The sequence below is a fragment of the Microbacterium commune genome (assembly GCF_014836945.1).
GTDB classification, from domain to species: Bacteria; Actinomycetota; Actinomycetes; order Actinomycetales; family Microbacteriaceae; genus Microbacterium; species Microbacterium commune.
The window spans coordinates 337,840-351,856 of record NZ_JACSPX010000003.1 but is presented as its reverse complement, the minus strand read 5'-3'; the positions used below and the strand labels follow the sequence as shown (position 1 = coordinate 351,856).

At 68.8% G+C, this 14,017-nt stretch carries 12 protein-coding genes and 1 pseudogene; 3 read left to right on the top strand and 10 right to left on the bottom strand.

Annotated features, from left to right (window positions below; all coding sequences use genetic code 11):
* Positions 1-1,626 carry an ABC transporter substrate-binding protein gene (locus tag H9633_RS11845; RefSeq protein ID WP_191713293.1) on the bottom strand — a complete coding sequence of 542 codons (1,626 nt, stop codon included), beginning with the start codon at positions 1,624-1,626 and terminating at the stop codon, positions 1-3.
* Between the two features lie 161 nt (positions 1,627-1,787).
* Between H9633_RS11845 and valS the strand changes: the two genes are divergently transcribed.
* Together valS and H9633_RS11835 are read left to right on the top strand one after the other, a co-directional pair.
* Positions 1,788-4,361, top strand: a complete 2,574-nt coding sequence (gene valS / locus H9633_RS11840; RefSeq protein ID WP_191713292.1) for a valine--tRNA ligase — start codon at positions 1,788-1,790, stop codon at positions 4,359-4,361.
* Positions 4,361-4,576 carry a hypothetical protein gene (locus tag H9633_RS11835; protein WP_191713291.1) on the top strand — a complete coding sequence of 72 codons (216 nt, stop codon included), beginning with the start codon at positions 4,361-4,363 and terminating at the stop codon, positions 4,574-4,576. The genes valS and H9633_RS11835 overlap by 1 nt, the downstream gene beginning before the upstream one ends.
* Before the next feature lie 22 nt (positions 4,577-4,598).
* On the opposite strand, the gene H9633_RS11830 is transcribed toward H9633_RS11835, so the two are convergent.
* The 4 genes from H9633_RS11830 to tdh all read right to left on the bottom strand — a co-directional run bounded on the left by H9633_RS11830 (position 4,599) and on the right by tdh (position 7,779).
* Positions 4,599-4,820, bottom strand: coding sequence for a hypothetical protein (locus H9633_RS11830; RefSeq protein ID WP_071643114.1), 222 nt, complete (start codon positions 4,818-4,820; stop codon positions 4,599-4,601).
* 2 nt (positions 4,821-4,822) lie between these two features.
* Positions 4,823-5,434, bottom strand: a complete 612-nt coding sequence (locus H9633_RS11825) for a winged helix-turn-helix domain-containing protein (RefSeq protein WP_071643112.1) — start codon at positions 5,432-5,434, stop codon at positions 4,823-4,825.
* Between the two features lie 85 nt (positions 5,435-5,519).
* Positions 5,520-6,698, bottom strand: a complete 1,179-nt coding sequence (locus H9633_RS11820) for a glycine C-acetyltransferase (RefSeq protein WP_191713290.1) — start codon at positions 6,696-6,698, stop codon at positions 5,520-5,522.
* A 37-nt stretch (positions 6,699-6,735) separates the two neighbouring features.
* Positions 6,736-7,779 (bottom strand): L-threonine 3-dehydrogenase, encoded by a 1,044-nt coding sequence (tdh, locus tag H9633_RS11815; protein WP_191713289.1) that lies wholly within the window; start codon positions 7,777-7,779, stop codon positions 6,736-6,738.
* 88 nt (positions 7,780-7,867) lie between these two features.
* On the opposite strand from tdh, the gene H9633_RS11810 reads away from it, so the two are divergent.
* Complete coding sequence (locus H9633_RS11810; RefSeq protein WP_071643108.1) at positions 7,868-8,776, top strand: LysR family transcriptional regulator; 909 nt, start codon at positions 7,868-7,870, stop codon at positions 8,774-8,776.
* Between the two features lie 118 nt (positions 8,777-8,894).
* Here H9633_RS11810 and clpX read toward each other — a convergent pair whose 3' ends face one another.
* From clpX to tig, 5 genes and pseudogenes are all read right to left on the bottom strand, one after another.
* Entirely contained in the window at positions 8,895-10,163 is a 1,269-nt protein-coding gene (gene clpX / locus H9633_RS11805; RefSeq protein WP_191713288.1) for an ATP-dependent Clp protease ATP-binding subunit ClpX, read from the bottom strand.
* Between the two features lie 104 nt (positions 10,164-10,267).
* Positions 10,268-10,930, bottom strand: coding sequence for a deoxyribose-phosphate aldolase (gene deoC / locus H9633_RS11800; protein ID WP_318247272.1), 663 nt, complete (start codon positions 10,928-10,930; stop codon positions 10,268-10,270).
* A 111-nt stretch (positions 10,931-11,041) separates the two neighbouring features.
* Positions 11,042-11,683, bottom strand: coding sequence for an ATP-dependent Clp protease proteolytic subunit (locus H9633_RS11795; RefSeq protein WP_071643104.1), 642 nt, complete (start codon positions 11,681-11,683; stop codon positions 11,042-11,044).
* Positions 11,684-11,698: 15 nt separating this feature from the next.
* Positions 11,699-12,301 (bottom strand): annotated as a pseudogene (locus H9633_RS11790) (ATP-dependent Clp protease proteolytic subunit); the annotation flags it as partial.
* Positions 12,302-12,493: 192 nt separating this feature from the next.
* Positions 12,494-13,996 carry a trigger factor gene (gene tig / locus H9633_RS11785; RefSeq protein WP_191713287.1) on the bottom strand — a complete coding sequence of 501 codons (1,503 nt, stop codon included), beginning with the start codon at positions 13,994-13,996 and terminating at the stop codon, positions 12,494-12,496.
* Positions 13,997-14,017: the final 21 nt, after the last annotated feature.

Here is a 14,017-nt window from a genome sequence, read left to right as displayed (position 1 = left end):
TCAGCGGCTGACGCTCGCGTCGTAGAACAGCGGGCGTCCGTACAGGTCGTACTCCAGCCCCTGCACGGTCGATGCGGACCCGGTGATCAGAGACGAGACGTACAGCGGCACGATCGCGACGTGCTCGGCGTTCCACTGCTGCAGTTCGGTGTAGATCTCGGCGCGCTCGCCGGTGTCGGAGGTGGACAGGCCCCGCTCCAGCAGGTCGTCGACGGCGGGGTCGCTCACCTGCGATGCGTTCTGGAAGCCGTCGGTGCCGAGGTGGCTGCGCAGCAGGTCGGCATCGACACCCGAGAAGTCCCAGTCGGTGATGTCGTAGGTCTTCGGGCCGTACTGCTCGTTGTAGGCGGCCGGCTCCAGCTTCTCCCGCACGATCTCGAAGCCGACGTCCTTCAGGTCGGACTGGATGGCGTTGGCGAGCGCGGTGCGGTCGTCGGAGATCGGCGTCCAGGCGATCCAGCGGGCCGAGAGGCGCTCGCCGTCCTTCATCCGGATGCCGTCGGCGCCGCGCTCGGTCCAGCCGGCCTCATCGAGCAGGGCGTTCGCCCTGTCGGCGTCGAAGGCCCAGGTGCCTTCGAGCGACGCGTCGTAGCCGGGGGTGGTCGGACCGAGGATGCTCCAGGCGCGGGGGAACTCGCCGAAGAAGATCTCCTCGACGGCCACGTCGATGTCGATGGCCAGCGAGAACGCCTGGCGCACCTTCTGGTCGGCGAAGACGCCGTGCTTCTCGTTGAGGAACAGCGAGTACGGCAGACCCGGGTACTCCTTCGCGGTGACGGCGATGTCGTCGCCGAGGTCGGCGACGACATTCGGCGGCAGCTGGGTCGCGACGTCCGCCTCGCCGGAGGAGAGCACGCCGGCGCGGACGGATGCCTCGGGCAGCAGCTCCACGCGCAGGGTCTGGATCTTCGGCGCCTGGGCGCCGTCGGGCCCCCAGGCGTAGTCGTCGTTGCGGGTGTAGACGATCTCCTGATCGGCGGTGTACTCGCTGAGCACGAACGGGCCGGTGCCGACGGTGACGTCGGGTCCGCCCGCCGCGAGCTGGTCGGCGGACGTCTCGAGCACCTTCGGCGACCAGAAGCCGAGCTGCGCGGTGCTCGCCGCCTGCAGGAAGGGCGCGTACGGCTGGGTGAAGCTGACCTCGACGGTGTGCTCGCCGGTGACCTCGGTGCCCGCGTACAGCTCGCCGCCGAGCATGCTCGCCGCCTGTGCGGACTTCGTCGCCGGGTCGACGATGCGATCGAAGTTGGCCTTCACCGCGGCGGCGTCGAACGGCGTGCCGTCCGAGAAGGTGACGTCGTCACGCAGGTCGAAGGTGTATGTCCTCCCGTCGTCGGAGACCTCCCAGCTCTCGGCGAGCCACGGGGAGAACGACCCGTCGGCCTCCTGGAAGACGAGCGAGTCGAGCACCTGACGCTGCACCATGCCCGACACGTCGAGCTGACTGGTCTGCGGGTCCATGTGGCCGGCCGACAGGTTGGCGCCCTCGATGGCCCAGACGAGCTCGGCGTCGGCGTCGCCCCCGCTGCCCCCATCGGCGGGGCCCGCGCAGGCGCTCAGCACAAGAGCGGATGCGGTGGCAAGGACGGCCAGGGGCAGAAGTCGGCGCGCGGGACGAGACGGCATTCGGAACCTCGATGAGTGCAGGAAGGGGAACGCTCCATCCTATCGGTGATTGTTGGACGCGGTCGATCTAGGAGTGGCCGTGGGGTGACCGGTAGACTCGCGGCACAACCCACACTCAGGCACGCTCACACAGTGCCGCACACATCGCTCGAGGAGACTCCATGTCCAGCATCCCTGACAAGCCCGCGCTCGAAGGCCTCGAAGCGAAGTGGGGTGAGCGGTGGTCCGAGGAGGGCACGTTCCTCTTCGACCGCGCCCTGGCCACGGCATCCGGACGCGACAGCGTCTACTCGATCGACACTCCCCCGCCGACGGCCTCCGGAAGCCTGCACATCGGTCACGTGTTCTCCTACACGCACACCGATATCAAGGCCCGCTTCGAGCGCATGCGCGGCAAGAACGTGTTCTACCCGATGGGCTGGGACGACAACGGCCTGCCCACCGAACGCCGCGTGCAGAACTACTACGGCGTGCGCTGCGATCCCACGCTGCCCTACGACCCCGACTTCACGCCTCCGTTCGAGGGCGGCGACAACAAGTCGTCCCGCGCGGCCGACCAGCAGCCGATCAGTCGCCGCAACTTCATCGAGCTGTGCGAGAAGCTGACCGTCGAGGACGAGAAGCAGTTCGAGGCGCTGTTCCGCCAGCTCGGCCTCAGCGTCGACTGGACGCAGACCTACCGCACGATCTCCGACGACACGATCCGCCAGAGCCAGCTCGCCTTCCTGCGCGGACTCGAGCGCGGCGAGGCCTACCAGTCGATGGCGCCCACCCTGTGGGACATCGACTTCCGTTCTGCGATCGCCCAGGCCGAGCTCGAGGACCGCGAGCAGCAGGCCGCGTACCACCGCGTCGCGTTCCACAAGACCGACGGGTCCGGTGACATCGAGATCCAGACGACCCGTCCCGAGCTGCTGCCGGCGTGCGTGGCCCTGGTCGCGCATCCCGACGACGAGCGCTACCAGCCCTACTTCGGCAAGACCGTGCGCACCCCGATCTTCGACGTCGAGGTGCCCGTTCTCGCCCACCACCTCGCCCAGCCCGACAAGGGCTCGGGTATCGCCATGATCTGCACCTTCGGCGACGTGACCGACATCATCTGGTGGCGCGAGCTCGACCTGCCCAACCGCTCCATCCTGGGCAAGGACGGCCGGGTGCTCGCCGACGCTCCCGACGCGATCACGTCGGATGCCGGCCGCGCTGCGTATGCCGAGCTCGCGGGCAAGACGGTGTTCAGCGCGCGCAAGAGCATCGTCGAGCAGCTGCAGGCCTCGGGAGACCTGCTAGAGGTCGGCAAGCCCTTCAGCCACGCGGTCAAGTTCTTCGAGAAGGGCGATCGTCCGCTCGAGATCGTCTCGACGCGCCAGTGGTACATCCGCAACGGCGCCCGCGACGAGCAGCTGCGCGAGCAGCTGCTCGAGAACGGACGCGAGCTTCGGTGGCATCCCGACTTCATGCGCGTGCGGTACGAGAACTGGGTCGGCGGGCTGACCGGCGACTGGCTCATCTCGCGCCAGCGCTTCTTCGGCGTGCCGATCCCCGTCTGGTACGCCCTCGACGAGAACGGCGAGCGCGACTACGAGCGCGTGCTGACCCCGTCGCCGGCGACCCTGCCCATCGACCCCACCACGGACGTGCCCGAGGGGTACACCGAGGATCAGCGCGGCGTGCCCGGCGGGTTCGACGCCGAAGCCGACATCTTCGACACCTGGGCCACCTCGTCGCTCACCCCGCAGCTGGCCGGCGGCTGGCAGCGCGACGAGGAGCTGTGGAACGCGGTCGCCCCGTTCGACCTGCGCCCGCAGGGCCAGGACATCATCCGCACCTGGCTGTTCTCGACCATGCTGCGCTCGACGCTCGAAGACCAGCGCTCGCCGTGGCACAACGCGGCCATCAGCGGCTTCATCGTCGACCCCGACCGCAAGAAGATGTCGAAGTCGAAGGGCAACGTCGTCACCCCGGCAGACATCCTCGATAAGCACGGCTCCGACGCCGTGCGCTACTGGTCGGCGTCCAGCCGCCTCGGCATGGATGCGGCCTTCGACCCGCAGAACCCCACGCAGGTAAAGATCGGGCGGCGGCTCGCGATCAAGATCCTCAACGCGGCGAAGTTCGTGCTGTCGTTCCCCGTGCCCGAGGGCGCAGAGGTCACGCACGCCCTGGACGCATCGATGCTCACCGCCCTCGATCAGGTCGTGCGTGAGGCGACCAGGGCGTACGAGAACTACGACCAGGCCAAGGCGCTCGAGATCACCGAGGCGTTCTTCTGGACGTTCTGCGACGACTATCTGGAGCTCGTCAAGGAGCGCGCGTACGACCAGACCGACGTCAACCAGGCCTCGGCGGCGCTCGCGCTGCGCCTGGCACTGTCGACGCTGCTGCGCCTGCTCGCCCCGATCGTGTCGTTCGCGACCGAGGAGGCGTGGTCGTGGTTCGAGGAGGGCTCGATCCACACGGCGACCTGGCCGGAGCCGCTCGGCATCGACGGCGACCCTGCGGTGCTCGCGACGGCGAGTGAGGCCCTGATCGGCATCCGACGGGCGAAGACCGAGGCGAAGGCCTCGCAGAAGACCCCGGTCGCGACCGCGACCATCTCGGCTCCGGCGGCGAAGATCGACGCGCTGCGCGCCGCGGCCGACGACCTGCGCGCGGTGGGCCGGATCGCCGAGCTGGAGTTCGCCGAGGCCGACGAGCTCGCGGTCACCGCGATCGAGCTGGCACCGGTGGAGGGCTGATGCAGCTGGGCACGCGCTGGGCGACGGGGGCTGAGCCGCCGGCCTCCGTCCCCGCCTCCCTGCGTCCGGCCATCGCCGAGATCGAGGCTCGCGAGCTGAGCGGCCACTGGACACTCACCTGGCTCGAGGGTCGGCCGATCGCTGAGCTGGATGCCGGGTGGGAGGTCGTGCTCACCGCATCCGGCGAGGTTCTCGCCCGGCCTTTCCAGGACTGAACCCCGGCGCATCGGAGGGCGTTCAGGGCCGGGGCCTGGATCCGATCGCGAGCAGGGCGATGTCGAGCGCTCGCGGATCCTGCCGCCTGGCGTGCTGCTCGCGCAGCAGGTCGAGCGCGAGCTCGCGGCGCTCGGCGCGCCGCGCGATGCGGCGTTCGACGTAGCGGGCCAGGGCGATCGAGAGACGCTGCAGGGCGCGCTCCACCGCGGTGGGCGTGGCGAGACGAAGAGTCGCGCTGGTCATGGTCACTCCTGTTCGGGAGTCCTGCGGCGCGGCGCCGCAGGAAGGTCGAATACCTCGGCGCGCAGGGTCACGCGCCGGGTGCCTGGCTGGGCCTCCTGCCCGCGGTAGCGCTCGATGGCGGCATCCACCACGGCGCTGAGCTCGTTCTTGAGCTCCGTCATCTGCTCGGCGGTGATGTCGAGCATCGTCGTCATGACCAGGCCGGCGTCCTGCCACCCCTCGGGCTGATCAGACTCCGGCCGGTTGATGTACTCCATCAGAGTCTGGTGACGCAGACGCAGAAACTCGGTGGTGACGATCTGGGCTGCCGCGCGGTTCGACGGCGACATCGCCTCTGCCGGGCCGGGCATGTTGATGCGTCCCTTGGGCCGCTCCCACCAGCGCTCACGCGCCGTGCCGCGGTCCGGTACCTCCCGGATGAGATCGTGGGCTGCCAGGGCGCGCAGGTGATAGCTGGTCGCCCCGGAGGTCTCGCCGATCAGCGCCGCGAGACTGCTGGCGGTCTGCGGACCCCGCTCGCTGAGGAGATCGTAGATCCGCACGCGCATCGGATGCGCGAGCGCCTTCAGCGCGCTCGGCTCGAGAGTGCGGCCGTAGGTATCGTTCGCGGTCATGAATGCAAAGATATCCTTGCAAACATCCCTTTGCAAGTATTTCTTTGCACCTGCTCCCGGCCGGTCGTGCTCTCCGCGGGTCAGGTCAGCTCACGGCCTCCCGAGCCGCGACGAAGGCCGCCACGCAGCGCTCCACCTGCTCCTGTGTGTGCGCTGCCGAGAGCTGCACGCGGATGCGCGCGTGGCCGCGCGGCACCACCGGGAAGCTGAATGCCGTCACGTACACACCCTGGCGCTGCATCTCGTCGGCGATGCGCGCGGTGAGCGCGGCGTCTCCGAACATCACGGGCACGATCGGATGCTCGCCGGCCAGCAGCTCGAACCCCTCCTCGGCCATGCGCCGACGGAACAGCTCCGCGTTCTCGCGGAGGCGAGACCTCAGATCGGCCGAGCTCTCGACCAGGTCGAGCGCGGTCAGCGTGCCGGCGACGATCGACGGCGCCAGGGTGTTCGAGAAGAGATAGGGCCGGGAGCGCTGGCGCAGCAGGGCGACGATGTCGCGGTGTGCGGCGACGTAACCGCCCGAGGCGCCACCGAGGGCCTTGCCGAACGTGCCGGTGTAGATGTCGACGCGATCGGACACGCCGCACAGCTCGGGCGTGCCGCGTCCGCTCTCCCCCACGAAGCCGACGGCGTGCGAGTCGTCGACGAACAGGAGCGCGTCGTAGCGTTCCGCCAGGTCGCAGATCTCGCGCAGCGGCGCGATGTAGCCGTCCATCGAGAAGACCCCGTCCGTGACGATGACGCGGAATCGGGCATCCGCCGCGGCCTTCAGTTGCTCCTCGAGATCAGCCATGTCGCGGTTGCGGTAGCGCAGACGACGCGCCTTCGACAGACGGATGCCGTCGATGATCGACGCGTGGTTCAGCTCGTCGGAGATGATCGCATCCTCGGCCGAGAACAGGGTCTCGAACACGCCGCCGTTCGCATCGAAGCAGGAGGAGTACAGGATCGCGTCGTCCGTGCCGAGGAAGGCGGCGAGGCGCTTCTCGAGTTCGAGGTGCTGCTCCTGCGTGCCGCAGATGAAGCGCACACTGGCGAGACCGTAGCCCCACTCGTCGAGCGCCCGGTGAGCGGCGTCCAGGATGCGCTGGTCGTCGGCGAGGCCGAGGTAGTTGTTGGCGCAGAAGTTGAGCACCTCCGTGCCGCCCGTGACGATCTGCGCCTTCTGAGGTCCGCGGATGCCGCGCTCCCGCTTGGTGAGGCCCGCCTCTTCGATGCCCGCGAGCTCGGCCTGCAGGTGATCCTTGAATGTCGCGTACATGACAGCTCCTTACAGTTCGGTTCTCACAGCCCGGTTGTCACAGCTCGGTCCAGTCGAGGATGATCTTCGCCGTGCCTGCCGACTCGGCGGCGGCGAATCCACGCTCCCAGTCGCGCGCGGGGATGACATCCGCGATCACGCGGGTGATCGATTCGCGCAGGGTGGCGCTGGTCTGCAGCATGGCCCCCATCGCGTTCCAGGTCTCGAACATCTCTCGCCCGTAGACGCCCTTGATCGTGAGCATGTGGGTGACGAGTTTGCTCCAGTCGATGTCGAAGCCGGCGCTGGGCAGCCCCAGCATGGCGATCTGTCCGCCGTGGTTCATGTTGTCGATCATCGCCGGGAGCGCCGCGGGCGCACCGCTCATCTCGAAGCCGATGTCGAAGCCCTCGCGCATCCCGAGCGCGCGCTGCGCCTCGCGGATGTCCTGCGTCGAGACGTCGACGACGGCGTCAGCCCCCATCTGCCTCGCCATCTCGAGTCGCGGGATGCTGACGTCGGTGGCGACGATGAATCGCGCGCCGGCATGTCGGGCGACGGCGATCGACATCAGGCCGATGGGCCCGCACCCGGTGACCAGCACGTCCTCGCCGATCACGCGGTACATCAGCGCGGTGTGCACGGCATTGCCGAGCGGGTCGAAGATCGCGCCGAGCTCGGGGGTCACGTCGTCGTGATGCACCCACACGTTCGTGGCGGGGAGGGAGAGGTACTCGGCGAAGGCGCCGTCGCGCTGCAGGCCGAGCCCGACGGTGCGGATGCACATCTGCCGGCGCCCTGCGCGGCAGTTGCGGCAGGTGCCGCAGACGATGTGTCCTTCACCCGAGACACGGTCGCCGACGGCGATGTCGTGCACCATGTCGCCGACGTCGACGACTTCGCCGTAGAACTCGTGCCCGGGGATCAGCGGCGTCTGGATCGCCGACGCAGCCCACTCGTCCCAGCGGTGGATGTGCAGGTCGGTGCCGCAGATCCCAGTGCGCAGCACGCGGATGACGACCTCGCCGGCGCCGGCCGCAGGGTCCGGCCTGTCGACGAGCTCGAAGCCGGCGCGTGGTGCGCTCTTGAACAGTGCCTTCATGGTCTCGATCTCACCGCATCCGCCGTTGTAGAGCAACGCCCTCTTTCTGCATAGTGAATTAAGCAGCACTGAAAGATACGATCGAGGGGTGGAGCTTCACCAGCTGCAGATCCTGCGAGAACTAGGCGCCCTCGGCAGCGTGACGGCCGTCGCCGATGCGCTGCACGTGACGCCGTCGGCCGTCTCCCAGCAGCTCGCCGCCCTGCAGCGCGGCGTGCGCACCCCGCTCACCCGGCGACACGGTCGCACCCTCGCGCTCACCGCCGCCGGGCGGGTGCTCGCCGAGGCCGGGGCGGAGGCGCTGGACGCGATGGCCGCCGCCCGCGGCGCGCTGGACGCGTTCGAGCAGGATTCCGCCGGAGTGGTCACCGTGAGCGGCTTCCACAGCGCGGGGCAGGCACTGTTCGGCGCCCTGCTGCGCGACCTCGCTGGGAGCGACGATTCACCGACCGTGCAGCTGACCGATGAGGACGTCGCGCAGAGTGAGTTCCCCGCGCTCACCGCCCGCTACGACCTCGTGCTCGCGCACCGGATGGAGCACTCCGAGCCCTGGCCGTCGCAGGGTGTGCGCAGCCTCACCCTTGTCCGCGAGCCGCTCGACGTCGCGGTCGCCGCGTCGCACCCGCTCGCCGCGCGCCGCGCCGTGACTCCCGCCGACGTCGCCGGAGAGCGCTGGGTGACCAGTCGGATCGGCTACTCCCCCGATGACGTGCTGCGCGCGATCGCGGCCGTCGCGAACATCGCACCGCGCGTGCAGCACCGTGTCAACGACTACGCCACCGTCGCGGCGACCATCGCGGCGGGCGACGCGGTGGGCATGCTGCCCCGATACACCTCGCGCAGCGTCGACGATCGTGAGATCGTGCGCATCCCGCTGCTGGGCGTGAGCACGCACCGTCTCATCGACGTGCTGGCGCGCCCCGAGACACTGCGCCGCCGCAGTGTGCGGCTGGTCGTCGACGGACTCGAGCGCGTGATGAGTCGCCTCAGCGGGTGAACGCGCTCATCCGGTCAACTCGGGCGTGCGGCGCCCCGTCCCGCTCTGCCATCCGCGCGTGAGCCACGCGAGCGGATGGCAGGGGTGAACCGCTCGCGCTGCGCGGTCGCCCGGCGAATCAGGCGCTCTTGCGCTTGCGCGAGAGAACGACCGTGGGCGGCGCGCCCTCGTCGACCGCGGCCTTGGTGACCACGACCTTCGACACGTCCTCTGCCGACGGGATCTCGAACATGATCGGCCCGAGCACGTCCTCGAGGATCGCACGAAGGCCGCGGGCGCCGGTCTTGCGCAGCACCGCGAGGTCGGCGATGGAACGCAGCGCGTCCTCCTCGAACTCGAGCTGCACACCGTCGATCTCGAACATCCGCTGATACTGCTTCACGAGCGCATTGCGGGGACCGGTGAGGATGTCGATCAGGGCGTCCTGGTCGAGCGGCGACACCGAGGTCACGACGGGCAGGCGCCCGATGAACTCGGGGATGAGCCCGAACTTGTGCAGATCCTCCGGCAGCACCTCGCTGAACAGATCGAGGTCCTTGCCCTTGTCGTGCAGCGGAGCGCCGAACCCGACGCCGTGCTTGCCCACGCGGGCCGAGATGATCTCCTCCAGCCCGGCGAACGCTCCCGCGACGATGAACAGCACGTTCGTCGTGTCGATCTGCAGGAACTCCTGGTGCGGGTGCTTGCGCCCACCCTGCGGCGGCACCGACGCGACGGTGCCCTCAAGGATCTTCAGCAGCGCCTGCTGCACGCCCTCACCCGACACGTCCCTGGTGATGGAGGGGTTCTCGGCCTTGCGGGCGATCTTGTCGATCTCGTCGATGTAGATGATGCCGGTCTCGGCGCGCTTGGTGTCGTAGTCGGCCGCCTGCAGCAGCTTGAGCAGGATGTTCTCGACATCCTCGCCCACGTAGCCGGCCTCGGTCAGCGCCGTCGCATCGGCCACGGCGAAGGGCACGTTCAGCCGCTTGGCGAGCGTCTGGGCGAGATAGGTCTTGCCGCAGCCGGTCGGACCGAGCATGAGGATGTTGCTCTTGGCGACCTCGACCTCTTCCGCCTTCTGCTCGGCGGACTGGATGGTGCCGCGGGCGCGGACGCGCTTGTAGTGGTTGTAGACCGCTACAGCGAGCGAGCGCTTCGCGGCATCCTGACCGACCACGTACTCCTCGAGGAACGAGAAGATCTCACGAGGCTTCGGCAGCTCGAAGTCGGCGGCGGGGCCGCTGCCGGCCTCGGCCATGCGCTCTTCGATGATCTCGTTGCACAGCTCGACGCACTCGTCGCAGATGTACACACCGGGGCCGGCGATGAGCTGCTGGACCTGCTTCTGACTCTTCCCACAGAAAGAGCATTTGAACAGATCAGCGCTTTCACCGATGCGTGCCATGCGCGTCCTCCTCGAGCATTCGGCCAGGCAGGGTCCTGATGCCGTCAATCGAGCCTAACCGCAGGCACCGACACAGGGCGGCATTGGAGTCGGTCACGTGAGAGTCAGTACCCCGCCGCAGCCTCGGCTCCCTCGAGGATCGCGCGCGACGACGACAGGCCGAGGCGCGTCGCGCCCGCCTCGATCATCTGCTGGGCATCGGCGGCCGTGCGGATGCCTCCGGATGCCTTGACCTCGAGCCGGTCTCCGACGGTCTGCTTCATCAGCGACACGGCGTGCACGCTGGCACCGCCGGACGGGTGGAAGCCCGTGGACGTCTTCACGAAGTCGGCGCCCGCCTCCTCAGCGGCACGGCACACGGCCACGATGGCCTCGTCGCTCAGCGCGGCGGATTCGATGATGACCTTCAGCACGACGGGGCGGGGGGCCGCGTCGCGCACGGCGCGGATGTCGGCCTCGACGTCGGCGTAGCGTCCTTCGATCGCCGCGCCGATGTCGATGACCATGTCGAGCTCGTCCGCACCCTCGGCCACGGCCAGAGCCGCCTCGGCGGCCTTGATCGACGAGTGGTGCTTGCCACTGGGGAACCCGATGACGACCGCGAGCTTCAGCTCGCCCGGCAGGTCGACGGGCAGCGCGGACGGCGAAAGGCACACGCTGTAGGTGCCGAGGTCGGCGGCCTCGGCGATCGCCGCGGCGATCTCGGCGCTCGTAGCCTCGGGCTTGAGCAGCGTGTGGTCGATGTGCCGGGCGAGGGGTGCGGACACGAGGGCCTCCAGGTCGGAATGGTGGGAACTCCAGCGTACTCGCGGCGACGAGCGCCCGAGCACGCAAGAGCGGCCCGGACGAATGCCCGGGCCGCTCGTCGTGACGACGGGTCAGCTGCGCTTGCGCGAGGTGAGCACCTGGTCGACGATGCCGTACTCGAGGGCCTCGTTCGCCGACAGGATCTTGTCGCGATCGATGTCGCGGTTGACCTGCTCGACCGCCTTGCCGGTGTGCCGCGACATGGTCTCCTCGAGCCAGGTGCGCATGCGCAGGATCTCGGCGGCCTGAATCTCGATGTCGGATGCCTGGCCGTGGCCCGCCTCGCCCATCGCGGGCTGGTGCATGAGCACGCGGGCGTTCGGCAGCGCGAGCCGCTTGCCGGGGGCACCGGCCGCGAGCAGGACGGATGCCGCCGAGGCGGCCTGTCCGAGCACCACGGTCTGGATGTGCGGCGCGACGTACTGCATGGTGTCGTAGATCGCCGTCATCGCGGTGAACGAGCCACCGGGCGAGTTGATGTACATGGTGATGTCGCGCTCGGCATCCTGGCTCTCGAGAACCAGCAGCTGGGCCATCACGTCATCAGCCGAGGCGTCGTCGACCTGCACGCCGAGGAAGATCACGCGGTCCTCGAAGAGCTTGTTGTACGGGTCCTGGCGTTTGAAGCCGTAGGCGGTGCGCTCCTCGAACTGCGGGAGCACGTAACGGCTGGAGGGCAGGTTTCCGGCAGCGCGGAAGGTGGGGGTGTGCATGTGTGTGTTCCTTCCTTACTGGTCTGCGCCGGTGCCGCCGCCGCCGGTGACGTCGCTGGCGTGCTCGCGGATGTGGTCGACGAAGCCGTACTCGAGGGCCTCGTCTGCGGTGAACCAGCGGTCGCGGTCGCCGTCGGCGTTGATCTGCTCCACCGTCTTTCCGGTCTGACCGGCGGTGATCTCCGCAAGTCGACGCTTCATCGACAGGATCAGCTGAGCCTGCGTCTGGATGTCGCTCGCCGTGCCGCCGAAGCCGCCGTGCGGCTGGTGCAGCAGCACTCGCGCGTTCGGGGTGATGTAGCGCTTGCCCTTCGTGCCGCTGGTGAGCAGCAGCTGGCCCATCGACGCGGCCATGCCGATGCCGACGGTGACGATGTCGTTCGGCACGAACTGCATGGTGTCGTAGATCGCCATGCCCGCGGTGATCGACCCGCCGGGAGAGTTGATGTAGAGGTAGATGTCCTTCTCCGAGTCCTCGGCGGCGAGAAGGAGGATCTTCGCGCAGATCTCGTTCGCGTTCTCGTCGCGCACCTCAGAGCCCAGCCAGATGATGCGGTCCTTGAGCAGTCTGTCGAAGACGCTCGTCGCCATCAGGGGTTCAGCCATGTCAGCTCCTGCTTCCGTGTGTCGGTGATTCGAATCTACCGGCGGCGGCGCGCGTGCCCGGCCGTGTTCGCCGTCGGCATATCAGCGTGGCGGGGCGGCATCCATCCCCCGCCGCCCGTCCGCGGCCACACCGCCCCGTCGCCTCTCCTGATACGACGAGGGGCGGATGCCGCAGCATCCGCCCCTCGTTCGATCATGCGAGGATCACTCGGCCTTCTCGGCCTCGTCCTTCGCGGCGGCCTTCTTGGCCGGAGCCTTCTTCGCAGCCGGCTTCTTGGCGGCGGGCTTGTCAGCGTCCGCCTCGTCGGCGGCGTCCTTCTTCGCGGGAGCCTTCTTCTTCGCGGGAGCCTTCTTGGCCGGCTTCTCGTCGGCGGCAGGCTTCTCGTCGGCGGCGCCAGCCTCCTCGGTCTCAGCGTCGTCCTCATCCTCGGCGTCGCCGATGAACTCGGACAGGTCGACCTTCTTGCCGTTGCTGTCGACGATGTTCACCTTGCCGAGGGTCGCGGCCAGTGCCTTGTTGCGGGCGACCTCGCCGACGAGCGCGGGCAGCTGACCGGCGCCCTGCAGCGCCTCGACGAACTCCTGCGGAGCCATGCCGTACTGCGCGGCCGACTGGATGAGGTACTGGCTGAGCTCCTCCTGCGAGACCTGCACGTTCGCGTTCTCGGCGATCGTGTCGAGCAGCACCTGCGTGCGGAACTGCTTCTCGCTGGCCTCGGCCACCTCGGCACGGTGCTCGTCGTCCTCGAGGCGGTTCTCGTTCTCGAGGTGCGCGTGCACCTCGTCCTCGATGAGCTGGGCCGGAACGGGGATCTCGACCTGCTCGAGCAGCCTCTCGATGAGCTGGTCGCGAGCGGCGGCCCCCTGGGTGAAGACGCCCTGCTGTGCGACGCGCTCGGCGAGGCTGTCGCGCAGCTCGGCGACCGTGTCGAACTCCGACGCCATCTGAGCGAAGTCGTCGTCGGCCTCGGGCAGCTCGCGCTCCTTGACAGCCTTGAGCGTGACCGACACCTCGGCCTGCTCGCCGGCGTGGTCGCCGCCCACGAGAGTCGAGCGGAAGGTCGTCTCCTCGCCCGCGGTGAGCGAGTCGAGCGCCTCGTCGATGCCTTCGAGCAGCTCGCCGGAGCCGATCTCGTACGACACGCCTTCGGCGCGGTCGATCTCGGCGCCGTCGATGGTGGCGACGAGGTCGAGCTCGACGAAGTCGCCCGTGGCCGCCGGGCGGTCGACGGGGATCAGGGTGCCGAAGCGCGCGCGCAGGCTGTCGAGCTCGGCGTCGATCGCCGCCTCGTCGGCCTCGACGGCGTCGACGGTCAGCGTGATGTCCGAGAGCTCGGGAAGCTCGATCTCGGGGCGCACGTCGACCTCGATGTCGACGAGCAGGTCTCCCGAGAAGTCCTTCTCGTTCGGCCACTGCGTGATGTCGGCGGCGGGACGTCCGACCATGCGGACGTTGTGCTCGGCGGCCGCCTCGCGGAAGAAGCCGTCGAGGGCCTCGTTCACGGCGTGCTCGATGACGGCGCCGCGGCCGACACGCTGGTCGATGATCGGAGCGGGGACCTTGCCCTTGCGGAAACCGGGGATCTGCACATCCTGAGCGATGTGCTCGTAGGCGTGCGCGATGCTCGGCTTGAGGTCCTCAGGGGTGACCGTGATGGTGAGCTTGACCCGGGTCGGGGACAGCTTCTCGACGGTGCTGTTGGCCATGCTGGTGTGTCTCCTTGTGGT

What these genes read in the sequence shown, in the direction of transcription:
- H9633_RS11845 (WP_191713293.1), bottom strand. Translation starts at nt 1,626, where the DNA reads ATGCCGTCTCGTCCCGCGCGCCGACTTCTGCCCCTGGCCGTCCTTGCC.
- valS (WP_191713292.1), top strand. Translation starts at nt 1,788, where the DNA reads ATGTCCAGCATCCCTGACAAGCCCGCGCTCGAAGGCCTCGAAGCGAAG.
- H9633_RS11835 (WP_191713291.1), top strand. Translation starts at nt 4,361, where the DNA reads ATGCAGCTGGGCACGCGCTGGGCGACGGGGGCTGAGCCGCCGGCCTCC.
- H9633_RS11830 (WP_071643114.1), bottom strand. Translation starts at nt 4,820, where the DNA reads ATGACCAGCGCGACTCTTCGTCTCGCCACGCCCACCGCGGTGGAGCGC.
- H9633_RS11825 (WP_071643112.1), bottom strand. Translation starts at nt 5,434, where the DNA reads ATGACCGCGAACGATACCTACGGCCGCACTCTCGAGCCGAGCGCGCTG.
- H9633_RS11820 (WP_191713290.1), bottom strand. Translation starts at nt 6,698, where the DNA reads ATGTACGCGACATTCAAGGATCACCTGCAGGCCGAGCTCGCGGGCATC.
- tdh (WP_191713289.1), bottom strand. Translation starts at nt 7,779, where the DNA reads ATGAAGGCACTGTTCAAGAGCGCACCACGCGCCGGCTTCGAGCTCGTC.
- clpX (WP_191713288.1), bottom strand. Translation starts at nt 10,163, where the DNA reads ATGGCACGCATCGGTGAAAGCGCTGATCTGTTCAAATGCTCTTTCTGT.
- H9633_RS11795 (WP_071643104.1), bottom strand. Translation starts at nt 11,683, where the DNA reads ATGCACACCCCCACCTTCCGCGCTGCCGGAAACCTGCCCTCCAGCCGT.
- tig (WP_191713287.1), bottom strand. Translation starts at nt 13,996, where the DNA reads ATGGCCAACAGCACCGTCGAGAAGCTGTCCCCGACCCGGGTCAAGCTC.